Genomic DNA, 23,495 nt, shown 5'->3' on the forward strand with positions numbered 1-23,495 from the left:
TCACATCCTCAGCAGCATTTCCATCAGTTCATCGACGACCGAGATGATCCGGGCGTTGGCGGCATAGGCCTGTTCGATCTGCATCATCCGCTGCAACTCGGCGTCGCTGTCCACGCCTTGTTCCGCGACCAACTGTTCCATCTGCTGGTGTAAGCTGGCCGCATAGGTCTGACGGGACTGGGCCGTTTGCGCATTCGTGCCGGCCTTGGACAGCAGCGCCTCGGACAGTTCGGCCGCGCGCAGATTGCCGGTGCCGAAATCCGGCATGGAGACCGGGCGCGCCTGGTTCAGCGCTGCGCTGAAGGCCTGCAGTTGCGTGGCGTCGCCGGGATCGTTCGGGGCGGCGGCACCCAGACCCGCGCGCAGCTTCCAACTGTTCCCCCCTGCATCTGGATCGACCGCGGCGTTCAATTCAAGGCGCGAGGCCAATCCTGCGGGCGCGGTTGCGGAGTACCGGGCCCCGTCGTCAGTAAACAGGCCAGGATCGGTTGCTAGGGCCGTCGGGTCCAGGCCTGGCGTTTCGAAGCGTTCAATCAAGTCCTGAGCAACGGCGTCGAGTTGGGCCTGCGCTTCGATCGAAAGCTCGTCCCGGATCTGGAACTGAGCCATCAGGGCGCCGCCCCGAATCTGCGCGGTTTCGCCGCTGGTGCGGACCGGTTGCCCGTTCATCTCAAGGCCGGACAACAGCCCGTTGCCGATCGTCATGTGCGGTTTGGTGTCGCCCGTCATCGTGAACGTGAACTCGGCTGCGCGCCCTTCCAGAAGGATCAGGCCACCGTCCGAGTACAAGGACACGCGGTTGTTGTCCCGTGCCACCAAGTTCACGGGAATCAGCTCGTTGACCTGGTCGATCAGAACCTGCCGTCGGTCCAGAAGGCCATTGATGTCGCCGCCGGCGTTCTGAACGGCCGGAATACGGGCATTCAGGTCTTCGATGTCCTTCAGAGTGGCGTTCAGCGTATCGGCATAGCTTCCGATCTTGCGGTCTGCATCGGATCGCATGTCCCGCAGCCCCTCTGACGCAGCGTTCAGAGCCCGGGCCAGATCGTCGCCGGCGCGCGCGACCTGATCCAACCGCACGGCCGAGCCGGGATTGCTGGCCGCAGTGATCAGGCTGTTTTCGAAGCCGACCAGCCGCGCCGATACCGAGGCCGCGTCGCCGGGTTTGCCGACCAGCGTTTCAAAAGCAGCGTGAAAATCGGCGATGGCCGAATTCAGTGCCAGATCGGCATCCGCTGCCCTAAGATTGGCGGCCAGAACCGGGTCGTGGTGCCGGGTGACACCGACAACCCGCACCCCGTTTCCCGAGATTTGACTTGTGGCCAATTCCAGCGTTCGCTTGGCATAGCCGGGGGTCAGCGCGTTGGCGATATTGCCGGATACGACGGCGGCGCCACGGCTGGCCGCGCTCAGCCCGCCCAGGGCGTTGTTCAATGCCGTTGACATGCTCATGGGACCGCTCCTTTCAGGTGCTCAGGTCAGGCTCAGCGTTTGATGTTCGTGGTTTCCTGAAGCATCTCGTCCACGGTCTGGATCACCTTGGCGCTGGACGAATAGGCGCGTTGCGTCTGGATCATCGATGTCAGTTCGGTGGCGACATCGGTTGTCGATTCTTCACGGGCAAAGGAAATCAGTTCACCGGTCGGGCCCTCGCCCGCGTTCCAAAGGAAATAGGTGCCGCTTTCGCGCGAGGGGGCATAGGTCTGGCTGTCCAGCGCGGTCAGGCCGTTGGGGTTTGGAACATCCGCCAGCGGGATCTGGTACATCCGCCGCGTCACTCCTGTATCGTACAGCGCATAGACATAACCATTTTCGTCAACCTGCACGCTCGACATCGTGCCGACGGCGGAACCGTCGCGCGTGATCGAGACCGGGGCGAAGGTGTCGGACAATTGCGTGATGCCGTCAGGGTCGCCGATCAGCCCGACATTGACCTCCATCGGCCCGCCCGCGACGTTGACCACGAAGCTTCCGGTCGCGGGGTCATAGGCCCCACCCGAAACCGCCGTGACGCTGGCCAGGGTTCCGCCTGCGGTGCGGCTGTCGGTGAAGGTCAGAACGTATTCTCCGATGATCGCCCCGCCCGAAGCCGAATCCCGCAGGGTCATCGTCCATAGGTTGCTGGAGCCAGTGGTCGGGACGGTCGGCACAAGCTCGATATCCACGGTCTCGGGCTTGCCGAGGTTGTCGAAATATTCGACCGACAGGGGCTGTGGATCGCCGGGCGCACCAGCATCGGTGGCCGTTGCCGGCAGGTTCATGCGCAGGTTCATTTCGGTCGTTGGCGAGCCCGACAGCTGATTGACGCTCAGTTGCACCGGCTCCAGCGCGGCGGGCGTGTCGCGTGAGACGTTGGGGATCGAACCGTCGGGATTGGCCCGCCAGCCCAGCAGTACCAGCCCCGATTCGGTAACAAGGTAACCTTCGGCATTGGTCCGGAACGAGCCGGTCGTGGTCAGCAGCATCTCGTTTGACGATGTGCCGATCTGAGAGCTGGACCGAACCGGCAGCATGCCGCGGCCTCGCACGGCCAGATCGGTGGAATTGTTGGTGGTCACGAGCGACCCGCGCTGGTCGATCAGGCGCTGGCTGGTCGTGCGCACGCCGCCGGCGGAATAGCTGCCGCCCTGTCCGGACGTGACCATGGAATGAAAATCCGTTTCAACCCGCTTGTATCCGTAGGTCGAGGAGTTGGCGATGTTGTCCGAAATGGTCGCAAGCCGGTTGGCATTGGCCTTCAATGCGGCCACGCCGGCATTCAGCGAAGAAGAAATTGTCATCGGCACGCCCTTTTGTTGCGTCTAATCTTTCCGCAACAGCTAACGCGCCGGGCCTTAACAGCGCGCTAACAGGTAAAATGCCACGCATCATTTCCGGTCATGGGTCGCGCAGGAACACGATCTCGATCCGGTCGTTTCGCGGGGCCATCGGGTTTTCGACGGCCAGTTCCCGGTCGGCATGGCCGGTCACGCGGTCCAGCCTGCGGGCATCGACACCATCGTCCTGCAGCAATTTGCGGACCGCCTGCGCGCGGGACGTGGAAAGATCCCACGCAGGATCCTGGGCCAGAACCACAGGAGCAGATCGGACATGGCCGTCCACCGCAATCGCGTTGGTCACAAGATCCGAGGACCGCGCGACCAGCAGGATCAACGTGCGCATCATCTGCGTCGGCGTGTCGGTACCCGGTTCGAACAGCGGTTCGGACTCGGTCGCGAAAAGTTCGACGACCAGGCCTTCATCGGTGACCCGCGTCACGATGTGTTTGAGAGCTTTCTTCGAGACCAGGCTCTCACCGGCCCGGCCCAACAACTGCGCTTCGAGCGTCGAAAAATCCTCGAAGGCGCCGCGCCCGTCGCCAAGGGAATCGACCCCGGTCGATCCGCGGGCCCGTTTCGCTTCGGTCGGATTCTTGTTCGTTGCGCCGGAGCCATCCATCACCATGGTTTTCTCCGAAAACATGTTCTCGCCCCCGAAGGCGCCGTCGCCACCGCCCGACACCGGGTGCACCGGAATCGTCGGTGAGAAATAGTCCGCCAGTCCCTTGCGTTGTTTTTCGGTCGTTGCGTTCAGCAGCCACATCAACATGAAGAAGGCCATCATCGCCGTGACAAAGTCGGCATACGCGACTTTCCAGGCACCGCCATGGTGGCCATCGCCACCTGATGCGCGCTTCTTCTTGATGATGATCGGCGGCGCATTCGTTTGCGCACCCATCTCCACCACCCTTTTTCACCCGGTGTTCAGAACTATCGGAAAGGGCTTAAGGTCCGCTTAACACTTAAAATTCTAAGAAACGATCTCAGTGTTAGAGCGCAGTTCCGGCCTTGGCGCGGTGCAGGATGACGGCCAGGCGGTCAAAGCTGTTTCGGATCCCGTCGGGGTCCGGCTTGGCGAAGAATCCATCCAGCTCGTCATGGGCGCGCACCGCCTGATCCAGCAGGGGATCGGTGCCCGGCGTGTACAGCCCGGCCTTGATCATAACCTCGGACTGTTCATAGCTGCCCACCAGGCTGCGGGTCTCGGCGATCATCCGGTTCTCCTCGTCCGTTGCGGCGTTCGGCAGTGACCGCGACACCGAGCGGCTGAGATCTATGGCCGGGAAACGTCCACGTTCCGCGATTTCGCGGCTCAGGACGATGTGGCCGTCGAGAACCCCGCGCAGGATGTCGGCCACCGGCTCGTCCATGTCTGACCCGGCCACCAGCACGCTGAAAACGGCGGTGATGTCCCCCTGTTGCGCGGTGCCGGGGCCGGCCCGTTCGCACAGGCCAGCGATCAGGGGTGTGGTCGAGGGCGGGAAACCGCGCAACGATGGCGCCTCGCCCATGGCGGCGGCGATCTCGCGGTGGGCTTCGGCAAAACGGGTGACGGAATCCGCCAGAAACAGAACGTTCAACCCCTGATCGCGCAGATATTCGGCAACGGTCATGGCCGACCAGGCGCAGCGGCGCCGGGCCAGGGCCGACTGGTCCGATGTCGCGGCCACGACGACCGATCTCTTCAGCCCGTCCGCCCCAAGGGCCTCCTCGACGAACGCGTTGACCTCGCGACCTCGCTCGCCGACTAGGGCCACGACCACCGCGTCGGCCTGCATCGATCTGGCCAGGGTGGCAAGCAAAGTCGATTTGCCGACACCGGATCCCGCGAACAAGCCGATGCGCTGCCCGCGTACGATGGGCAGAACCGTGTTCAGAACGGCCAGCCCGGATGCCATGCGTTCACCCAGCGGCTTGCGATCGACCGCCGGCGGGGGCGCGGCCATGATGTCGCGTGGGGTCGTGCCCGGCAGCAGCGGTTTGCCGTCCAGCGGCTGCCCGAACGGGTCCACGACCCGGCCCAGCCAGTGCATACCGGGGGCAAAGACCGGGGTCGGCTCGAGAAACACGCGATCGCCCAGGCGGACGCCATCGGGCGCGCCGGCGGGGAGCATGTGAACGACGCCGCTTTCGACCCGCAGCACTTCACCCGCCAGATCCGGACCGGATTGCCGCTGCAAGGTGAGGTGGTCACCGATTCGGGCCGCGTTCTCCAGACCCTCGATTTCGATCACCCCGCGGGTGACACCGTTGACGAGGCCCATGCGCCGCGCCGGTGAAAGCCGGTCGAACAGGGGCTTCAGGATCGACGGATCGAGGTCTGACATCGTGTTGGCTCCAACTGGTTTCTGAAAACGGTTTCTAAAGGAATCGGGGTTAAGCCTTGATTGAAATTGATCGAGGGAGAAGCCCCGATGTTCTCGGACCTGAACGTCTTTAAAGTTGCGTACGCCATGGCAACCCATGCCGGTCAGCGGCAGGCCGTGGTCTCGCGCAACATGGCCAACGCGGATACGCCCGGCTATCGGGCCCGCGATATCGAGCCGTTTTCCAAAGCATTCGAAAACACGTCATCCACGCCGGCCATGGTCGCCACACGGCCTGGCCACCTGAACGGCGTGGGTATGGATGGCAGGCTGTGGGCCGAACAGGTCCGCGCGGGGGCCGTCGACCCCAACGGCAACGGCGTCTCGCTTGAGGAGGAGATGCTGAAGGCCGTCGAGGTCAAGCGCCAGCATGACCGGGCTCTGGCCATCTACAAATCGTCGATCGGCATCCTGCGCACCAGCCTGGGCAAAGCATGAGGAGCGGGACATGAGTGATTTTTCGGATTCCCTCAAAGTGACGGCCAGCGCATTGCGGGCCCAGTCGGCGCGGCTGCGGCATGTGTCCGAGAACATCTCGAACGCGGACACGCCGGGCTATCGTCGCAAGACCGTCTCGTTCGAGGCGGTGAACGACGAAGGTGTCGATCTGGTCCGAACCGGGCGCGTCCAGCTGGACCAGAAAGCGCTGTCGCAGATCTATGACCCCAGCCACCCGCTGGCGGATGCAAGCGGCCACTATCAGGGGTCGAACGTGGATCTGATGATCGAGATCGCTGACGCGCGCGAAGCGCAGCGCAGTTACGAGGCCAACCTGAAGATGTTCGATCAGGCGCGACAGATGTCATCCAGCCTGATGGAATTGCTGAGAAAATAAGGGACGACCAGAATGGATATCCGAACGATCAACGCCGCACAGAACTATGCTCACGCCCGTCCGGCCACACAGGCCGACCCGGAGCGGTCCGGCGCCGCACAAGGGTTGCGGGCCACCTTCCAGGATTTTGCCGCGACGCTGAAACACAGCGAAAGCGTGGCGAAGGACGCGATGGTCGGCCAGGCGGATCCACATGCGCTGGTGCAGGCTTTGGCCCAGACCGAACTTGCCGTGGAAACGGCGGTCGTCGTGCGCAACAAGGTGGTCGAGGCCTACCAGGAAATTCTTCGGATGCCGGTCTGAGCCATGCTGAGCGAAGGTTTGTTCTATGACATCGTGCGCCAGGCCTTGTGGATCGCGGTGATCACCTCGGTTCCGATCCTGACGGTGGCGCTGGTCACCGGCCTGGCGGTTGGCCTGTTCCAGGCGCTGACCTCGATCCAGGAAATGACACTGACCTTCGTTCCGAAACTGGTGGCCATCGTGATCGTCTTCTGGATCTCGATGGGGTTCATGACCCAGACGCTGGTCACCTTCTTCACGTCGACACTGGTTCCGCTGATTGCAGGAGGCCGCTGATGGATACCGCCTATGTTACTTTGTCCCGGCAGTCGGGGCTGATGAGCGAAATGCGCATCGTGGCGAACAACGTCGCCAACGCCAATACCACCGGCTATCGCCAGCAAGGGCTGGTGTTCTCCGAGTTCGTTCGGGATATGTCGGGCGGCCCGTCGCTGTCCATGAGTCGCGCGCAGGTGCGCAACACTTCGTTCCAGCAGGGGATTCTGACGGAAACTGGCGGTCAGTTCGACTTTGCCATCGAGGGTGACGGTTTCTTCCTGATCGAAACCCCGTACGGCAACCGTCTGACCCGCGCGGGCAGCTTTGCGCCCGACGCCAACGGAGATCTGGTCACCCCCGACGGGTATCGAGTTCTGGACAGCAACGGGGCGCCTGTCTTCATTCCGCCCGACGCAGCGACGATCGATGTCGGGGGCGATGGAACGCTCAGCGTCGATGGGCAGCTGTTGGGCCAGATCGGGGTCTACCGCCCCACGGACGGGACGCGGCTGGTGCGCGAAGCCAGTACACTGTTTCGGCCTGAAGGCGAAGTCGAGCCGGTGGAGGAACCAGTGGTGCTGAACCGGTTTCTCGAAGGGTCGAATGTCAATGCAATCGATCAGGTCACCAAGCTCATCGAGATTCAGCGTGCCTACGAACTGGGCCAGAGTTTTCTCGAGGCCGAGGACGACCGAGTCCGCGGCGCACTTAAAACCTTGATGCGCTGATCTCAAGCAGCAGGAGAATGTGAAATGCAAGCTCTCAAGATTGCCGCGACCGGAATGTCGGCCCAGCAGATGCGGGTTGAGACGATCTCGAACAACCTGGCGAACATGAACACCACCGGCTACAACGCGCGGCGCGCCGAGTTCGCGGATCTGCACTATCAACAGATGGCGCGGGCCGGAACGGTCAACGCCTCGGACGGAACTGTTTTGCCGACGGGAATCCAATTGGGTTTGGGGGTTCGTCCGGCGGCGGTCACCGTGCAACTGGCCCAGGGTGCGCTCTCGGCGACGGGCAGCGATTTGGACATCGCTATCGAAGGGCGTGGATATCTGGAAGTGACGCTGCCCAACGGGCAATCGGCCTACACCCGCGATGGCAGCCTCAAGCGTTCGGCCGAAGGGTTGATCGTCACGTCGGACGGGTTCGCCGTCGCACCGGAAATCACCATTCCGGACGATGCCCGGTCAATCTCGATCAACGCCGCCGGCGAGGTCTATGCCTATTTCGACGACACCGCCGAAGGGCAGTTATTGGGCGAGTTCACGCTGGCGAGTTTTTCGAATGCCAAAGGGCTCGAAGCGATCGGCAGCAACCTGTTCAAGGAAACCGAAGCCTCGGGTGCGCCGATCGTGGGAACACCGGGCGAAGATGGTCTGGGTACGCTTCGGCAGGGCTATCTGGAAGACAGTTCGGTGGATGCGGTGCGCGAAGTGACCGAACTGATCGAAGCACAGCGTGGATACGAAATGAACGCCAAGGTGATCTCGGCCGTCGATCAGATGATGGGCGCGACGACGCAGGTGCGCTGATGAAGGTGGTGCTTCTTTCCCTGGGTTTGCTCAGCCCGCTTTCCGCGTTCGCCGATATCGTCGTGCCGACCCGAACGATCCGGCCCAAGGAAATCATCGCGGAAACGGATCTGCAGACCAAGCCGGGCGATGTGGCCGGTGCAGCCCGGTCTTTGGAGCAGTTGGTCGGGAAAGAGGCAAGAACAGCGCTCTATCCGGGTCGTCCGATTCTCCCATCTGACGTTGGCCCGCCGGCAATCGTGGACCGAAATGACCTGGTGACGCTGAAGTTTTCCCGGAACGGCCTGACCATTGCCGCGGAGGGCCGAGCTCTGGGTCGGGGGGCCGCCGGCGAGCGGATCAGGGTCATGAACCTGTCATCCCGCACGACGGTGTCGGGCGAAATCCAGCCGGATGGCCAAATCGAGGTGAACTGATCATGAAAGTCTCAACACTGCTTCTTGCCATCCTGGCATTGGCCGCCTGCGGGCGTCTGGACCATCTGGGCAAGCCGCCAAGCCTGTCGCCCAACACGGAATCGCCTGAACATGTCGCCATGCTGTGGCCCGGCCTGCCTCTGCACACGCAACCGCAGCGCGCGGTCGATCGTGCGTCGCTATGGAGCGGTGGTCAGCAATCATTGCTGGGTGACCAACGTGCGATGAAAAAGGGCGATATCCTCACGGTTGTGATCGAATTGGACGAAAAAGCAGAAATTTCGAATGACACTAGCCGCTCGCGCAGCGGGTCGGACGAGCTGAAGATACCGGGCCTGTTCGGCCTGCCGCAGCGGGCGGCCGGTCACTTGCCCGAGGGCGCATCCCTGGATGAGGCCGTTTCCATCGACTCGGCATCCTCAAGCAAGGGGAAGGGATCGGTCAAGCGAAAGGAAAAGCTGACGCTGCGCGTGGCTGCAACCGTCGTGGATGTGCTGCCCAACGGCGTTCTGTCGATCTCCGGGTCACAGGAGTTGCGGGTGAACTTCGAACTGCGGGAACTTCTGGTTTCGGGCTATGTGCGACCGCAGGATATCTCGCGCCAGAACGAGATCACCTACGACAAGATCGCCTCGGCCCGCGTGTCCTACGGTGGCCGCGGCCAGATCACCGATGTCCAGCAGCCCAGGTACGGGCAGCAGGTTCTGGACGTCCTGTTGCCGTTTTGAAAGTGACGCGAGATGAAAAAACTGGTGCCCATCGTGTTTTTGGTCGTGGGGCTGGGCGCGGGCGCCGCAGCCGGCCTTTTCCTTGCGCCGAACAAGTCGGCTGAAGCCCAGGGAAATGGAGAGAGCGCAAAGAAGGACCCCCCCCAAGCCGAAGAGGAAATACCACAGACCCAAACTGCGCTGGCGGGTTCCCGTGATGACAATGCGCACGGGAAGAAAGGCGAGGAAGCGAGCTATGAGTACCTCAAGCTGACGAAGCAGTTCGTTGTGCCGTTGGTGGAGGATGACAGGATTTCCGCCCTGGTCACTGTGTCGCTCAGCCTCGAAGCCCAGCCCGGCAACGAAGACACGTTCTACAGGCTCGAACCGAAGTTACGTGACGCGTTCCTTCAGGTGTTGTTCGACCATGCGAACATGGGGGGGTTTGACGGGGCGTTCACCCATTCGGACAACATGGAAACCTTGCGCCGATCTCTTTTGGAGGCCGCCAGGAAAGACCTTGGGGATGAAGTCAACCGCGTGTTGATCGTCAGCATGAGCCGTCAGGATACCTGACGGCTCCTCTCCAGTCGTGGCGGTGTCGCCTCAATCGGTTTTTCGCAGGTGTGCGCGCCGCAGCGCGGTCGCTTGCCGTTCCACGAGATTTTCCAATGCTTGTTTCCGCCCGAAGGCCTGGCGCAACCCGTCCATCATCGCAAGCTTCTGCGACCGGATCCGAGCCAGCTCGGCGTTCAGTTGCCTGCGTGTTGATGCCTCCCAGCCGTACCAAATGACGTCGGCGCCGGCCATTCTGTAGCCCGTCGCGTCGGCGGCCGTCGAACGGACCTGTGCCAGCTGTGCGTCCAGTTGCGAGATCCGGTTTCGAACACGGGCCTCCTGTTCCAGGATCGGGCGCAGCTTTTGATGTTCTTTTTCAAAGGCGGCGGCGGTCACCGCAACAAGGTTCGAGAGCTTGTCTGCCTTCATCAGATACCTTTTCTGGCGCGTTTGCGCATGGCTTCGGCAAAGCGGATGGCCGCGGCGACGGGGCGATAGTAGTTTTCCGGGATTTCCTGACCGATTTCGACCGTCGCATGCAGCGCGCGCGCCGTCGGCGGGTCGGAATGGATGGGAACGCCGGCCTCGATCGCGGTTTTTCGGATCGTCGCCGCAACTTCATCGACCCCCTTGGCCACGCAGGCGGGCGCCGTTCCGGGCGCGCGCGACCATTTCAGTGCAACGGCATAATGCGTAGGGTTGACGATGACCACGTCGGCCTTTGGTACGTCCGCCATCATTTGCGTGGTCGCGATTTCCTGTGCGCGCTGTCTGCGATGCTGCTTCAGGTGGGGGTCGCCTTCGGACTCTTTGGTTTCGTCCTGCAGCTCCTTTCGCGACATCCGGTTCTTTCGCATGTGTTCGCCGTATTGCCAAAGATAATCGATGGCGCCGATCGCGAGCGTCACGGCAACCACGATGAAGAGAAAGCGCAGCAGCAGGTTCATCAGCAAAATGATCGACGCCTTGGGCGGCGCCGCCGCGGCCGACAGGATCTGGGACAGGTTTGCGTGCAGAAATAATGCCAGGCAGACGCTGTAGATGACCAGCTTTGCAAAGCTTTTGGCAAACTCGAACAAACCTCCGCGGCCGAACTTGTTTTTTGCGTTTGACGGGATGGAAACGCGTGACAGTTTCGGCCTCAGTTTGCTGGGGGCAAAGACCAGCGCCCTTTGCGCCAGAAGATTCAGAAGTACCATGATGGCAGGCACGGCCAGCAGCGCACCGGCCGAGCTTGCAACGACCGCCATCAATCCTCCCACCGGCCCGCTGGACGATCCGGTGACCAGCAGCGGGCCGAGGGCGAAAGACTGGTCGATCAAGACCACGAAGGCCGAGCCCAAGTGCTCTGCAGAGTAGTGGCCGACAACGATCAGTGCGATCGTCAGCCCGGCATAGGCCGCCACGGCGGACAGGTCATTGGACTTGACCACCTCGCCTTTTTCGCGTGCCTTCCGAAGCTTCTGCGGTGTGGCTTCGAACGACTTGTCGCTGTCGTCGTCCTGGCTGCTCATGGGCTGGCTCCGACCGGGTCGTTGAGAAACGCGAACATAGCGTCGCTCCAGGTGGACAGGATGATGGGCGTTCCGGCAAACAGAAGAAACAGGCCGGCGAAGGTAATCGCGGGCGCTCCCACGAAGGCAACCATCAACTGGGGCATGGCCCGGTTGATGACACCCAGGGCCAGGTTGTAGATCAGCGAGGCGATGACGAATGGGGCTGCCAGCCCGAAGGCCAGGGAAAAGCTGCGGGAAATCTGGGCCACGCCCCATTGCGACAGATCTGATGCTGCGGGTGCGCTGCCGATCGGAAACAGCGCGTAGCTGTAGATCAGGAATTGCGCCGCGCGGATGTGGAGGCCCATCACCGTCGCCAATGCCAGCCCCGCCAGTGTCATCAGATACCCCATGGCGGGCACCGGATCGGCCGCAGCGCCCCCCAGGATCTGGGAAAGCGAGGTTGCCTGGGCCGCGATCGAACCGGCGGTTTGCAGCGCCAGCACGAACAACCGCAGACCAAAACCTAGAAACAGCCCGATCAGGGTCTCCGTCAGGATTGCCTTCACCAGCGGTAGCAGGCCTGCAGAAACTTCCGGCCCCGGTACCGCCGGAGCGATCAGCAGGGTGAAGGCGATGGCCGCGCCCAGTTTGACTCGGGTGGGAATGCTGCGCTCGCCGAAGGCGGGCAGCAGAGACACAAAGGCCGAAACGCGCAGAAACACGACGAAAGCCAGCCAAAGCCCGGCTCCCAACTGGTCGAGCAGCACCGGAGGCAGGGCGATCATGCCGGCACCGTCCCGACCAATGCTGGCCGCGCCTCGAGCCCGATTTCCTCGAACGACAGAACCGGGTTCGACACACCGCGCGCCTGCAGGATCGTACGCAACAATCTGCGGCGGCGGGTGGATGTGACCAAGGCCGGATGCAACCCCTGATCCGCAGTTCTGGCCAAGGCCTGCACGGCTCCGTCCGCAAGTTTGTTGAACAGGTTGGGCGGCAGCGCCACATCCAATCCGGCGCCAGGCGCGTCGATCTGGTAGGTCGCGAAGGTCTCTTCCCATTCCGGTGCCAGTTGGATCAGCGGTATCGAGCCGTCTGTGCGCTTTAGTTCGGCCACCAGTTGGAAGCCCAGCCGTTTGCGCACAATTTCGCAGATGGCTTCGGGCTGGGTCGTGGTCATCCGCGCCTCGGCCACGCTTTCGAGTATCAGCGCCATGTTGCGGATCGAGACCCGCTCGTCCAGCAGCAACCGCAGCACCGCATGCAGCGTGTCGATCGGAACCTTGTCGGGGATCAGTTCGTCCAGCAGTTTGCGGTTGGCCTCAGCCCGTGCGGGATCACTGAGGCGGGTCATCTCGGACAGCAGGCGGCGCAAGGATTTGAGCGTCAGCAGGCGCGAGAAATTCTGTTTGATGATCTCCAGAAGATGTGTGGCCAGGATCTCCGGTGGGGTCACGATGGTGGCACCGCTCAGGGCGGCGGCCTCCTGGTCCTTGGGCAGGATCCACCGGGCCGGGGCACCATAGACCGGTTCGGTCACATCATTGCCGTCGGGCAGAAGATCAGCGCCTTCCTGCACAAGCGCCAGGATCAGGTCGGGGTGCAGCACGCCGCGGGCCTGTTCGACCCCCTGCACCTTGATCACATAGGTGCCCATCGGCAGATCGGCGCGGTCGGTCAGGCGGATCTCGGGCAGGATCAAGCCGAAGCTCGAGGCGACATAGGTCCGCATGTTGGCGATCCGCGCATCCAGCCCGGTTCCGGGGTTCAGAACCATGCTGACCAGATCGGGCGCGAACTCCAGATGCACATCGTCCAGGTCCAGAACATCGCCGATCGCCTGCGCGGACGGCGCCTGGGCTTCGGGAGCCGGCGATCGCGCGGCCAAGGCCTCGGCCTTCTGTTTCTTGTGAACGTGATAGGCGGCATAGCCTAGGACCGCCCCGCCCAGAATGAAGGGCAGGAAGGGCAGGCCCGGCACCAGCGCGAACAGCGCCATCAGCACCGCAACCGTGCCCAGCGCCGCCGGATGCCGGCCCAGTTGCGAGAACAACGCGTTGTCGGTCGCGCCCTGCGTGCCGCCGCGCGCCAGCAACAGGGCCGATGCGATCGAGATGATCACGGCTGGAATCTGCGACACCAACCCGTCGCCCACGGTCAGGATGGCATAGGTTTCGAATGCCGAGGCAAGCGGCATGCCATGCACGATCACCCCCATGATCAGCCCCATCACGAGGTTCAGAAGAGTGATCAGCAGCCCGGCGACCGCATCGCCCTTGACGAATTTCGACGCCCCGTCCAGCGAGCCGAAAAACGTGGTTTCCTGCTGTTCAAGCTCGCGCCGTTCCTTGGCTTGCTGGTGGTCGATCGCACCGGCCGACATGTCGGCGTCGATGGCCAGTTGCTTGCCCGGCATCCCGTCCAGCGCAAACCTTGCACCGACCTCGGCCATGCGCGCGGCGCCCTTGGTGATGACCATGAAATTCACGATCAGCAGCACACCGAACACGACGAGACCCAGGAAGATGCTGCCACTCATCACGAATTGGGCAAAGCCTTCGATCACGTCGCCGGCGGCGTTGGGGCCGGTGTGGCCCTGCCCGATGATCAGCTTGGTCGAGGACACGTTCAGCGACAGCCGCAGCATCAGCGAGGCCAGCAGGATCGTCGGGAAGGACGAAAAATCCAGCGGGCGCTCGATGAACAGGGTCAGGGTGAAGATCAAAATCGCCAGTGCGAACGAGGCCGCCAGCCCGATGTCGAGCACCCAGGACGGCATTGGCAAAATCATCATCACGATCACGGTCATCAGCGCCAGCGCCAGAAGAACCGTGGGTGAAAACAAGGTCCTTGGGTCAAGTTTCGGCACGCGTCACTCCTGATCGAACGTAATGAAGGCCACTGCGGTCCTGGATACCGGAACCAGTGATCCCAGGGCGGGGCGGTCGACCTTGGTGGGGGAGGGGCCGAGCGGGATCAACGGCAGCGCGGAGCGGTGGAACGGGTCGACGGCCTGACGGGCGACCGGTTCGGGCGCGTCGGACAGCCCGGCCAGAACCGTCTGGAACCGGGTGAAATATCTGCGGGCATGCTCGGGCGTGCGCGAGTGATAGGCGCCAACAGCACCCGACCAGTCGCCATGTTCGGCGTGAAGCCGTTTCAGGAACTGCGCCGCATAGGCAGCATTTTGATCGGGGTCGAACATCGCGTCGATCGACCGGAACGCCTTGCCGTGCCAGCGGTAGTTGATCTGGAAACAGCCGACGTCAAATCTGCGGGCGCCCGATTTGAACACCTCGAACACATAGGCCTTAGCCTCGGCCTCGGACCCGAACCAGTATCCCTTGCCTTCCAGGTTCACGGTCCAGGGCCAGGGGTGCAGGCTGCCATCGACGCGGCGCCCGGTTTCCACCCGTGTGATGGCCTGCATGACATCCAGCGGGACACCCTCGGCCCGGGCGGCACGCCGGGCCGCTTGGTCGCAGATGTCGGCGGTGCGCATGTCCGGTACGGCGAAGGCCACCGTGGCGACCATGGCCTGCACCCACAGCGAGAGGAAAACGATCTTGAGTTCTGGCATTCTGCCGGTCCGGGATTCTTCTGACCGGGCCAAGCTAGCTAGCTTTCGGTTTACAGAGGGTTAGCGCCGATCAGCTCCGGTCGATCCTGCGACCGAACACGACGCTGGTATTGGTGCGCAGCACGCCGGGGATCTTGGCCAGCTCGTCCACCAAGATGTCGAGATCCTCGATCCGGGGGGCTTCGGCCGACAGAAGCAGGTCGAATTCGCCGTTGATCGACAGGCACAGCTTGACCTCGGGATAGGCTTCCAGCCGCTTGATGATGCGCGATGTCTCTTTCTGCTGCACCTCGAGCAGCACCACGACCTGCACCCTGGGCGTGTCGTCGGTCCGGCCCAGCAGGACCGAGTAGCCCGCGATCACGCCTGTTTCCTCCATGCGACGGATACGTTCGTGCACGGTGGTCCGGGCCACGCCCAGACGCGCCGCGATCTGCGTGGTCGAGGCGCGCGCGTTGTGCTGTAGGGCGGCGATGATGCGGCGGTCAAGCTGGTCCATGGGGCTTTCGGCTGTCGGTCGAGTGGTTCGGGTCTACGGCAATAGGGCGGTCGCCCTCAAGGTTTGTGCGGATATCGGGGGTGCAGGTCGTCGATGATAATTGGGTGCGCATGCGGATCGGGCCCGAACAGATGCGGGTGATCGGCCGGCAGGTCCGGGTGGTCATGCGCGATGGACCGCGGCTGGAATGCGGGCCAGGTCCAGGCGGCCAGCATCAGGCCGCCCAAGGCCATAACGGTCAGCGCGGCCATCGCCACTGTCGCCCCATGTTGCGTCATCAGCCAGCCCGACAGCGGATACAGAACCAGCCAGCAGGCATGTGACAGGGTGAACTGGGCGGCGAACACGGCCCCGCGGTCCTCGGGATGGGCGGATCGGGTCAGCAACCGCCCGGATGGGGTCAGCGTGCAGGAATAGCCGAAACCCACAAGCGCCCAAAGCGTGGTCAGCATCGCCAGCGACATCGGCACCACCGCGGACAGCAGCGCAGCGGTAGCCATGGTCGCGGTCGCCAGCGTTGCGCCGGCCAGCATCACGCGGCGATCCGGCAGACGCTCCAGCAGCGCCGGGAGCACGAAAGCCGCCAGCATCGACCCGCCGCCAAACCCGGCCAGGGCGATCGCCACGGCGCTGTCCTGCAGGCTCAGGTCGCTGCGCACGATCACCACGGTATTGACCAGAACCATCGCGCTGAGGGCGGCGACGGTCCAGCTCAGCGCCAAAAGGCCACGCAGGCGCGGTGTCCGCAGATAGATGCGAATACCGCGTGTTGTTCGGTCAAAGACCCCACGTGGCTGACGGGGCGTGGGCGAGGGCAGGACCACCGAGACCACCAGCAAGGCCGAGGCCGCAAAGCCCAGCGCCGTTCCCCAGAACAGGCTGTCGAAGCTGACGACCAGCAGCAGCAGCGCTGCCAGCATCGGGCTGACAAGGTTCTCCAGATCATAGGCCAGTCGCGACAGCGACAGGGCCTTGGTGTAATCCTGCTCGTCGGTCAGAACATCGGGTATCGTGGCCTGGAACGCGGGCGTGAACCCGGCCGAGGCCGATTGCAGCACGAAGATCAACACATAGACCTGCCAGACCTCGGTCACGAGAGGCAGGCACAGCGCGACCGCGGCCCGCACCATGTCCAGCGTCACCAGCATGCGGCGGCGGTCCAGCCTTTCGGCAAAAGCCGCGGCGATGGGTGCAATCGTGACATAGGCGATCATCTTGATGGTCAGGGCCGTGCCCAGCACCATCGCGGCGGACTCGCCGGCCAGATCATAGGCCAGCAACCCCAGCGCCACGGTCGCCAGCCCGGTGCCCAGCAGCGCCACCACCTGCGCGGCCAGAAGGTGACGGTACGTCCGGTTCCGCAGAATGTTCAGCACCGCGCAAACCCTGAAACGGCCCGGCGCGCGTCGTGGGGGCCACCGTCGCTCGGGCGGGCGGTAGTTTGTTCAGACGAGGCACAGGACGGTTGAGTCATGACCCGACCCTATGCGCCGGACGTAGATGCCTCAACCGCAATGACACCCGAGTACCGCCATGGGGCGGATGGCGTTGAGTTTGCGGGTCAAACACCCTATTTCGGTGACACCACCGTGCAAAGGAAACATTCGTGGCGAACTACCTTTACAAGAACGACCTGCCCGACGGGCTGGACCTGGGCCCCGTCGTGGCCATCGATTGCGAAACCATGGGCCTGAACCCGCATCGCGACCGTCTGTGCGTGATCCAGATGTCGGGCGGCGACGGCCACAGCCACATCGTGCAGGTGGAAAAGGGTCAGACCGAGGCCCCGAACCTGTGCGCCATGCTGGAAAACCCCGAGGTGCTGAAACTGTTCCACTTCGGCCGCTTTGACATCGCCGCGCTGTACCACGCTTTCGGCGCGCTGGCGGCGCCGGTCTATTGCACCAAGATCGCCAGCCGCCTGGTGCGCACCTATACCGACCGGCACGGGTTGAAGAACCTGTGCCAAGAGCTGCTGGGCATCGACATTTCGAAACAACAGCAGATGAGCGACTGGGGTGCCGAGACCCTGACCGGGGCGCAGCTGGACTATGCCGCTTCGGACGTTCTGTACCTGCACCAGCTGCGCGCGGCGCTGGATGCGCGGCTCGAACGCGAGGGCCGGACCGAGATGGCGCAGGCCTGTTTCGACTTCCTGCCGATGCGCGCCAGGCTGGATCTGGCGGGCTGGCCCGAAACCGACATTTTTGCGCACTCATGACCGATACCGACTCCTTTTTGAAAACCGCCCGGCAGGTCGTCACCGACGAGGCCCGCGCGCTCGAGGTTCTGGCCGAAGGGCTGGATGACCGTTTCGCCGACGCGGTGCGGCTGATCCTGCAGGCCAAGGGCCGGCTGATCGTCAGCGGCATCGGCAAGTCGGGTCATATCGGGCACAAGATCGCGGCCACGTTGGCCAGCACCGGCACGCCCGCCTATTTCGTGCATCCGGCCGAGGCCAGCCACGGCGACTTGGGCATGGTGTCGAAGGATGACGTGGTGCTGGCGATATCGAATTCCGGCGAGGCGCCCGAGCTGGCCAACCTGCTGGCCTTTACCCGGCGGTTCGGGATTCCGCTGATCGGCCTGTCCAGCCGGCTGGACAGTACGCTGATGAAGCAGGCTGACGTGCATCTGCTGATCCCCGCGCTGGGCGAGGCTTGCGGATACGGCATGGTGCCCTCGATCTCGACCACGCTGACACTGGCTATGGGCGATGCGCTGGCGATCGCGTTGATGAAATACCGCGATTTCAAGCCCGAGGATTTCCGCGCCTTCCATCCCGGTGGCAAGCTGGGTGCGCAGCTGAGCGCGGTGCGCGACCTGATGCATAGCGGCGACGCACTGCCGCTGGTGTCGGCCGACACCCCGATGAGCGACGCGCTGATCGAGATCAGCCAGAAGGGCTTTGGCGTGGTCGGCGTGACCGATGCAGAGGGCACCCTGGTCGGCATCATCACCGACGGCGACCTGCGCCGGCATATGGACGGGTTGCTGAACAACACGGCGGCCCAAGTCATGACTGCCAACCCCACGACCATCGCGCCCGACGCGCTGGCCGAAGAGGCGGTGGCGATCATGAACGCGCGCAAGATCACCTCGTTGTTTGTAGTGGACCCGGAGCAGCCGCGCCGGGCGCAGGGGCTGTTGCACATCCACGACTGCCTGCGCGTCGGGCTGGGTTGAGTGAGGGCCGGGATGGATCGCTATTCGCGCATGGTGCAGTTCCTCAAGGTTCTGCTGCCGCTGGCGGCCATCCTGCTGCTGTCGATGGTGTTTCTGCTGTCGCGCAGCATCGAGACAAAGGTGGCGGTTCCGTTTTCGCAGCAGGATATCGACGAACGCCTGAACAATCAGCTTGTGACGCAGCCAATTTATCGCGGCGTCACCCGCAAGGGCGAGGATATTCAGGTGGAAGCTGTCCGCGCCAGCCGCGGGACCGCGGACGAGGCGCCCACGGCGGCCGAGTTCAAGGGGCAGCTTGGCCTGAACGGCGGCCGCGTCATCACCCTTGATTCCAACACCGGCCTGATCCGCCCCGACAAGGGCACGGCGACCTTCTCCGACGAAGTGGTCATCACCACGACCGATGGTATCCGGGTCACGACCGATCTTCTGAACACCTCGCTAGACGAGATTCGAGGCGATACCCCAGGGCAGGTTGCAGGGACCGGGCCGATCGGCAACTTCACGGCCGGGCGGATGACCTTCGGTGCCGAAAATTCCGACGGCCCCGTCCATATTGTTTTTACAGACGGCGTGAAGCTGATATACGAGCCGAAAAAGACCGAAAGATAACCCGTGTTTGATTTTCGAATAGTTCCTTTGTGTGCCGCATTGGCCTTTGGGGCGGCCCCGGCGGGCGCCCAGGAAGCCCAAGTGGCGTTCGGGGCAGCCGCAGCAGACCCCAGCCTGCCGGTCGAGGTCACGTCGGAGACGCTCAAGGTCAACCAGGAGGACGGGTCGGCCGAGTTTCTGGGCAATGTCGTCGTCGTGCAGGGCCAGATGCGCCTGTCGGCCGATCGGGTTCTGGTGATCTACAACGAGGACCGCTCGGGGATCGAGCGCCTCGAGGCGTCCGACAACGTTCTGCTGGTCAGCCCACCGGATGCGGCCGAGGGGGATTGGGCGGAATACACGATCGACAGCGGGGTTGTCGTCATGACAGGCAACGTTCTGCTCAGCCAGGGGCCCAGCACGATCAGCGGCGATCGGATGGTCGCGAATCTGGCGGACGGAACCGCGACCATGACCGGCCGGGTCAAGACAATCCTCAAGTCGGGCGGTGATTGATGGCGGGGCCGAAACTGTCCGTTGCTGAAGGGGCGTCCGGGCTGAAGATCGACAAGCTGCGGAAATCCTATCGCAAGAAGACGGTGATCCGGGATGTGTCGATGACGCTGGACCGGTCCGAAGTCGTGGCGCTGCTGGGGCCGAATGGCTCGGGCAAGACCACGACCTTCTATTCCGTGGCCGGGCTGGTCTTCCCCGAGGCTGGCTCGGTGACGCTGGACGGTCAGAACGTCACAACGTTGCCGATGTATCGGCGGGCGCGGATGGGAATCGGCTATCTGCCGCAGGAGATGTCGATCTTCCGCGGTCTCAGCGTCGAGGACAACATCGCCGCGGTTCTGGATATCTCGGTCAAACATGCGCATCGGCGTAAGGAGCGGCTGGAGGAACTGCTGTCGGATTTTTCGATCGAGCACCTTCGGCGGGCGCCGGCGCTGGCCTTGTCGGGCGGCGAGCGGCGGCGGGTCGAAATCGCCCGCTGCCTGGCGGCCGATCCGAAATATCTGCTGCTGGATGAACCGTTTGCGGGGGTGGACCCAATAAGCGTAGGGGACATCCGCCATCTTGTGGCCGATCTGAAAAAGCGGGGAATCGGCGTGCTGATCACCGACCACAACGTACGCGAAACCCTGGAAATCGTGGATCGCGCCTATATCCTGCATGACGGGCAGGTTTTGATGTCGGGCACCCCGGACGAGGTCGTCGAGAACGAGAACGTGCGCCGCGTCTATTTGGGCGAAAACTTCAGAATTTCATAAACTTGTCGGATGACGGAGGGATTCCGCGACAGTTTTCTCGAATCTGTGCTCGTGTTTTGATTGACTCTGCTGCCGCCTGTTGGCTGAATTGGGGTATGGCGCTTGCGTGGATTCAGTCTGGATCTCGATCCCCCTTCGTTGAAGGGCGCGATGATCGGCAACCCCGTACAGCGTCTCGACCCCCCACCCCATAACAACAAGCCTGCCGCATGATGCGGCGCAAACAGGGGTGTGAATTGTGAAGGAGATCACATGCGTTACCAAATCAGCGGCAAACAGATCGACATCGGTGCGGCCCTGCAGACCCACGTGCAGACCGAACTGGGCGAGGTTGTGGGCAAATATGCCCAGCGCGCAACGGACGCCAACGTCGTCTTTTCCCGTTCAGCGCATGAATATGTGTGTGAAACCACCGTGCATCTGTCCACCGGCCTGACGGCTCAGGCCAAGGCCCATGCCACCGAGATCTACGCGGCATTCGAGGCGTGCTGTGACAAGATGGAGAAGCAGTTGCGCCGCTACAAGCGCCGCCTGAAGGACCACCACCGCGAGCGGTCCGAGCCGGTTGAACTCTTCGGGGCGTCGTCCTATATCCTCGCCTCGAACGATTCGGAGCCGGAGCAGGAACCCGACTCCTTGCAGCCAATCATCGTTGCCGAGATGGAAACCAAGATCCCATCGCTCAGCGTTGGTGAGGCTGTCATGCAGATGGAACTCGCGGGCGCGCCGGTGCTGGTGTTCCGGAACGAAAACAAGGACGGATTGAATGTCGTATATCGTCGCGACGATGGAAACATCGGCTGGATCGATCCGTAACAGGCAAGGATGAAGGCACTGCCTCCGCACCGGCGGGGGCATTGTCGTGGAGCAAGATAATGGAGCTTTCGAGCATATTGAAGCCCGAAGCGGTGCGCGTGTTGTCCGCCGCATCCAGCAAGAAGCGACTGTTTCAGGAAATCGGGGAAGTCGCCGCCAGCGCTTTGGGGCTGGATGCTCAGACCGTGGTCGATAATCTGCTCGAGCGTGAGAGCCTCGGCCCGACCGGTGTCGGACACGGAGTGGCGCTGCCGCATGCCCGTCTGTCGGGCCTGGACGCCGTGGCGGGCGTGTTCGTGATGCTGGAAAAGCCGATCGACTTCGGTTCAGTCGACCGGCAGCCTGTGGATCTGGCCTTTGCCCTGTTTGCCCCCGAGGATGCCGGTGTCGAGCACCTCAAGGCGCTGGCCTTGGTTTCACGGACGCTGCGTGACACATCTGTCTGCAGCAAGCTGCGGGCCAATCCTGATCCGGTCAAGCTGTATGCGATTTTGACCACTGCGCAATCGGTGCAGGCGGCCTGATCCCGCTGACGTGGCGATGTGGCCCTCGTGGGCTGGCCGCGCGGCGAGGTCAGCCGCCGGTGCCCATTTCCAGAACCCACCAGAGCTTTCCGCCCTTTTCCTGGTGCCAGGCAAAGCCCATCTGCGTTGCCTTCGGATCCATTATGACCGACCGCGGGCCGGGCTCCTGCATCCAGGCGGCCAGGGTCTCGGTTTCGGTCTCGTAGGTCTCCGAGATGGCCTCGCCGCGAAACGTCCCAAGATAGCCGACGCGCACCGCGCGGTCCAGCGGCGAGGACCCGTCGGACCCAAAGTGCCAAGGGCGATTCTGGCGCGCCATGTCCTTGGCGTGGGTTGCGGCGGCCGCGTTCAGCTGAGCATTCAGTTGAACGGGCTGCAGGCCAGAGGCCTGGCGCAGCGCGTTGACGGAATCAAGCATGCGGAACTGCAGCTTCTCGGGGTTGCCGCGGATCTTGTAGGCCTTGGGCAGCGGTCGTCCGTCCGCCCCTAGCGACGAAGTGCCCGAAGTTTCAGTACATGCCGCAAGCGCGACAAGGCAGATCAGCAGCAAGGAAAAGATACGCGTCATCATAGGCCCAGTTCGTTGTTCCGAAAAGGGATAGCCTGCGCGCGCGCATTGCGCAAAGGCCCAATTGCCGATGTTCGCGTATTTCTGCCGGTTTGATTTGCGACTGAAGCATTCTGGCAATAAACTGCCTGCGAATTTCAATACTGATTATCAAAGGACCTTTTGGCATGGCCAAGAAAAACATTCACCTGACTTCGCGCCGCGGGTTCCTGGCCGGGGGCACGTCCCTGTTGGCCAGCCCGGCGATCGCGCAGTTCATCCCCGGCGATCCACTGCGCCCCGCGCCCGAACCCGAACCGCCGGTCCGGCGCAATGTTTCCGGGTTTCGCGCCATGGAGTGGCAGCCCTATTTCTCGAACATCCGAAACGGGGCGATTCTGGTCGATACGGTTTCGCGCGCGTTGCACTACTGGTCCGAGGATCAGACGGTGTACAAGCTGTACCCGTCCTCCGTTCCGCTGACCGAGGAACTGACCCGCCGTGGCCGTACCAGCGTCATCCGCAAGGTTGTGGGGCCCAGTTGGTCGCCGACGCCTTCGATGAAGAAGAGAAACCCGGAATGGCCCGACTATATCCCGCCGGGACCCGACAACCCGCTGGGAACGCATGCTTTGTATCTGAGCTGGAAATATTACCGCATCCACGGCACCCACGACACGCGCAAGATCGGGCGGCGGTCGTCGAACGGGTGCATCGGCCTGTTCAACGAACATATCGCCGAATTGTACGCTTTGACCAAGGTCGGCACGCAAGTGTTGCTAATTTGACGACATTTTCGCGCGCCAAGCCGCCGGTGGCACAAGTTGCAATTGCATTCTCGACGCTTTGCTGCTTAGAAAAAACCACGAGGTAAGTCATAGGTGCGGGGCTCCAGTATCCCGGGGCCACGCAAACTTTGGAGGTTAACATGAAGAAACTCGTTCTCGCTGCTGCTCTGACCGCTGCCGCTTCGACCGCATATGCCGGCAACCTGGAAGAGCCGGTTGTGGAAGCACCGGTTGTTGTCGAAGAAACCCAGGGCTCGTCGCAGGGCATCATCCTGCCGCTGATCCTGCTGGTCGTCGTCGCAGCAGCTGTTGCCGCAAGCTAAGTCCAGCGGACAACGACAAAAAAGAAAGGCGGTGGATTTCCACCGCCTTTTTTCATGCGTTTTCCGAG

30 protein-coding genes are annotated in these 23,495 nt (G+C 62.8%); 18 read left to right on the forward strand and 12 right to left on the reverse strand.

The features are described 5' to 3' along the window. The 4 genes from flgK to AC2FMN_RS08805 form a co-directional block, all read right to left on the reverse strand. Positions 1 to 1,452 (reverse strand): flagellar hook-associated protein FlgK, encoded by a 1,452-nt coding sequence (gene flgK / locus AC2FMN_RS08790; protein ID WP_496687485.1) that lies wholly within the window; start codon positions 1,450 to 1,452, stop codon positions 1 to 3. 32 nt (positions 1,453 to 1,484) lie between these two features. After that, entirely contained in the window at positions 1,485 to 2,780 is a 1,296-nt protein-coding gene (locus AC2FMN_RS08795; protein ID WP_496687488.1) for a flagellar hook protein FlgE, read from the reverse strand. A 97-nt stretch (positions 2,781 to 2,877) separates the two neighbouring features. Continuing rightward, positions 2,878 to 3,717 carry a flagellar motor protein MotB gene (locus AC2FMN_RS08800; RefSeq protein WP_496687490.1) on the reverse strand — a complete coding sequence of 280 codons (840 nt, stop codon included), beginning with the start codon at positions 3,715 to 3,717 and terminating at the stop codon, positions 2,878 to 2,880. 91 nt (positions 3,718 to 3,808) lie between these two features. Beyond that, positions 3,809 to 5,146 (reverse strand): FliI/YscN family ATPase, encoded by a 1,338-nt coding sequence (locus tag AC2FMN_RS08805; protein ID WP_496687493.1) that lies wholly within the window; start codon positions 5,144 to 5,146, stop codon positions 3,809 to 3,811. A gap of 87 nt (positions 5,147 to 5,233) precedes the next feature. Here AC2FMN_RS08805 and AC2FMN_RS08810 point away from each other — a divergent pair, with 87 nt between their 5' ends. Genes AC2FMN_RS08810 through AC2FMN_RS08850 form a run of 9 tightly spaced genes read left to right on the forward strand, consistent with a single transcriptional unit; the run spans position 5,234 to position 9,818 of the window. Continuing rightward, a complete protein-coding gene (locus AC2FMN_RS08810; RefSeq protein WP_496680501.1) occupies positions 5,234 to 5,623 on the forward strand; it encodes a FlgB family protein in 390 nt (129 codons plus the stop codon). A gap of 10 nt (positions 5,624 to 5,633) precedes the next feature. Further along, positions 5,634 to 6,020 (forward strand): flagellar basal body rod protein FlgC, encoded by a 387-nt coding sequence (flgC, locus tag AC2FMN_RS08815; RefSeq protein ID WP_496680499.1) that lies wholly within the window; start codon positions 5,634 to 5,636, stop codon positions 6,018 to 6,020. A 12-nt stretch (positions 6,021 to 6,032) separates the two neighbouring features. Continuing rightward, positions 6,033 to 6,323 carry a flagellar hook-basal body complex protein FliE gene (fliE, locus tag AC2FMN_RS08820; RefSeq protein ID WP_149775969.1) on the forward strand — a complete coding sequence of 97 codons (291 nt, stop codon included), beginning with the start codon at positions 6,033 to 6,035 and terminating at the stop codon, positions 6,321 to 6,323. A gap of 3 nt (positions 6,324 to 6,326) precedes the next feature. Further along, complete coding sequence (locus AC2FMN_RS08825) at positions 6,327 to 6,599, forward strand: flagellar biosynthetic protein FliQ (protein WP_149775970.1); 273 nt, start codon at positions 6,327 to 6,329, stop codon at positions 6,597 to 6,599. Further along, a complete protein-coding gene (locus tag AC2FMN_RS08830; protein ID WP_496687496.1) occupies positions 6,599 to 7,309 on the forward strand; it encodes a flagellar hook-basal body complex protein in 711 nt (236 codons plus the stop codon). The genes AC2FMN_RS08825 and AC2FMN_RS08830 overlap by 1 nt, the downstream gene beginning before the upstream one ends. A gap of 24 nt (positions 7,310 to 7,333) precedes the next feature. After that, entirely contained in the window at positions 7,334 to 8,119 is a 786-nt protein-coding gene (gene flgG / locus AC2FMN_RS08835) for a flagellar basal-body rod protein FlgG (RefSeq protein WP_496687499.1), read from the forward strand. Beyond that, the gene (flgA, locus tag AC2FMN_RS08840; protein ID WP_496687501.1) at positions 8,119 to 8,535 is read left to right on the forward strand and encodes a flagellar basal body P-ring formation chaperone FlgA; all 417 of its coding nucleotides are present in this window, start codon (positions 8,119 to 8,121) and stop codon (positions 8,533 to 8,535) included. The genes flgG and flgA overlap by 1 nt, the downstream gene beginning before the upstream one ends. A 2-nt stretch (positions 8,536 to 8,537) precedes the next feature. Beyond that, complete coding sequence (flgH, locus tag AC2FMN_RS08845; RefSeq protein WP_496687504.1) at positions 8,538 to 9,263, forward strand: flagellar basal body L-ring protein FlgH; 726 nt, start codon at positions 8,538 to 8,540, stop codon at positions 9,261 to 9,263. 12 nt (positions 9,264 to 9,275) lie between these two features. Beyond that, complete coding sequence (locus AC2FMN_RS08850; protein WP_496687505.1) at positions 9,276 to 9,818, forward strand: flagellar basal body-associated FliL family protein; 543 nt, start codon at positions 9,276 to 9,278, stop codon at positions 9,816 to 9,818. A gap of 30 nt (positions 9,819 to 9,848) precedes the next feature. On the opposite strand, the gene AC2FMN_RS08855 is transcribed toward AC2FMN_RS08850, so the two are convergent. From AC2FMN_RS08855 to AC2FMN_RS08885, 7 genes are all read right to left on the reverse strand, one after another. Continuing rightward, entirely contained in the window at positions 9,849 to 10,196 is a 348-nt protein-coding gene (locus AC2FMN_RS08855; protein ID WP_496687508.1) for a hypothetical protein, read from the reverse strand. A gap of 32 nt (positions 10,197 to 10,228) precedes the next feature. Continuing rightward, positions 10,229 to 11,314, reverse strand: coding sequence for a flagellar type III secretion system protein FlhB (flhB, locus tag AC2FMN_RS08860; protein ID WP_496687510.1), 1,086 nt, complete (start codon positions 11,312 to 11,314; stop codon positions 10,229 to 10,231). Then, positions 11,311 to 12,084: a flagellar biosynthetic protein FliR gene (locus AC2FMN_RS08865; RefSeq protein ID WP_496687512.1), complete on the reverse strand. Its 774-nt coding sequence runs from the start codon at positions 12,082 to 12,084 to the stop codon at positions 11,311 to 11,313. Before AC2FMN_RS08865 ends, flhB begins: the two co-directional genes overlap by 4 nt. Further along, positions 12,081 to 14,108 carry a flagellar biosynthesis protein FlhA gene (flhA, locus tag AC2FMN_RS08870; RefSeq protein WP_496687670.1) on the reverse strand — a complete coding sequence of 676 codons (2,028 nt, stop codon included), beginning with the start codon at positions 14,106 to 14,108 and terminating at the stop codon, positions 12,081 to 12,083. The genes AC2FMN_RS08865 and flhA overlap by 4 nt, the downstream gene beginning before the upstream one ends. A 63-nt stretch (positions 14,109 to 14,171) precedes the next feature. Then, positions 14,172 to 14,879, reverse strand: coding sequence for a transglycosylase SLT domain-containing protein (locus AC2FMN_RS08875; RefSeq protein WP_496687515.1), 708 nt, complete (start codon positions 14,877 to 14,879; stop codon positions 14,172 to 14,174). A 70-nt stretch (positions 14,880 to 14,949) separates the two neighbouring features. Further along, entirely contained in the window at positions 14,950 to 15,378 is a 429-nt protein-coding gene (locus AC2FMN_RS08880; RefSeq protein ID WP_496680486.1) for an Lrp/AsnC family transcriptional regulator, read from the reverse strand. Between the two features lie 56 nt (positions 15,379 to 15,434). After that, a complete protein-coding gene (locus tag AC2FMN_RS08885; protein WP_496687518.1) occupies positions 15,435 to 16,754 on the reverse strand; it encodes an MFS transporter in 1,320 nt (439 codons plus the stop codon). Between the two features lie 230 nt (positions 16,755 to 16,984). Here AC2FMN_RS08885 and AC2FMN_RS08890 point away from each other — a divergent pair, with 230 nt between their 5' ends. The 7 genes from AC2FMN_RS08890 to ptsN all read left to right on the forward strand — a co-directional run bounded on the left by AC2FMN_RS08890 (position 16,985) and on the right by ptsN (position 21,769). Then, the gene (locus AC2FMN_RS08890) at positions 16,985 to 17,599 is read left to right on the forward strand and encodes a ribonuclease D (RefSeq protein WP_496680484.1); all 615 of its coding nucleotides are present in this window, start codon (positions 16,985 to 16,987) and stop codon (positions 17,597 to 17,599) included. Beyond that, a complete protein-coding gene (locus AC2FMN_RS08895; protein WP_496687520.1) occupies positions 17,596 to 18,564 on the forward strand; it encodes a KpsF/GutQ family sugar-phosphate isomerase in 969 nt (322 codons plus the stop codon). The genes AC2FMN_RS08890 and AC2FMN_RS08895 overlap by 4 nt, the downstream gene beginning before the upstream one ends. 12 nt (positions 18,565 to 18,576) lie before the next feature. Further along, positions 18,577 to 19,176 (forward strand): LPS export ABC transporter periplasmic protein LptC, encoded by a 600-nt coding sequence (locus AC2FMN_RS08900; RefSeq protein WP_496687522.1) that lies wholly within the window; start codon positions 18,577 to 18,579, stop codon positions 19,174 to 19,176. 81 nt (positions 19,177 to 19,257) lie between these two features. Then, on the forward strand, positions 19,258 to 19,671 hold the full coding sequence (locus AC2FMN_RS08905; RefSeq protein ID WP_496687524.1) for an LptA/OstA family protein: 414 nt from the start codon (positions 19,258 to 19,260) through the stop codon (positions 19,669 to 19,671). After that, positions 19,671 to 20,429, forward strand: coding sequence for an LPS export ABC transporter ATP-binding protein (gene lptB, locus AC2FMN_RS08910; RefSeq protein ID WP_496680478.1), 759 nt, complete (start codon positions 19,671 to 19,673; stop codon positions 20,427 to 20,429). The genes AC2FMN_RS08905 and lptB overlap by 1 nt, the downstream gene beginning before the upstream one ends. Positions 20,430 to 20,681: 252 nt before the next feature. Then, positions 20,682 to 21,245: a ribosome hibernation-promoting factor, HPF/YfiA family gene (gene hpf, locus AC2FMN_RS08915; RefSeq protein ID WP_496680477.1), complete on the forward strand. Its 564-nt coding sequence runs from the start codon at positions 20,682 to 20,684 to the stop codon at positions 21,243 to 21,245. Between the two features lie 59 nt (positions 21,246 to 21,304). Next, positions 21,305 to 21,769 (forward strand): PTS IIA-like nitrogen regulatory protein PtsN, encoded by a 465-nt coding sequence (gene ptsN / locus AC2FMN_RS08920; RefSeq protein ID WP_496680476.1) that lies wholly within the window; start codon positions 21,305 to 21,307, stop codon positions 21,767 to 21,769. Between the two features lie 49 nt (positions 21,770 to 21,818). Here ptsN and dalA read toward each other — a convergent pair whose 3' ends face one another. Beyond that, positions 21,819 to 22,337: a divisome-associated lipoprotein DalA gene (gene dalA, locus AC2FMN_RS08925; protein WP_496680474.1), complete on the reverse strand. Its 519-nt coding sequence runs from the start codon at positions 22,335 to 22,337 to the stop codon at positions 21,819 to 21,821. Positions 22,338 to 22,504: 167 nt separating this feature from the next. Between dalA and AC2FMN_RS08930 the strand changes: the two genes are divergently transcribed. Together AC2FMN_RS08930 and AC2FMN_RS08935 are read left to right on the forward strand one after the other, a co-directional pair. Further along, positions 22,505 to 23,104 (forward strand): L,D-transpeptidase, encoded by a 600-nt coding sequence (locus AC2FMN_RS08930; RefSeq protein ID WP_496680473.1) that lies wholly within the window; start codon positions 22,505 to 22,507, stop codon positions 23,102 to 23,104. Positions 23,105 to 23,244: 140 nt separating this feature from the next. Then, positions 23,245 to 23,427, forward strand: a complete 183-nt coding sequence (locus tag AC2FMN_RS08935) for a hypothetical protein (protein ID WP_010442520.1) — start codon at positions 23,245 to 23,247, stop codon at positions 23,425 to 23,427. The last annotated feature ends 68 nt before the right edge of the window (positions 23,428 to 23,495 follow it).

The sequence above is a fragment of the Ruegeria sp. BHSC037 genome (assembly GCF_059613045.1).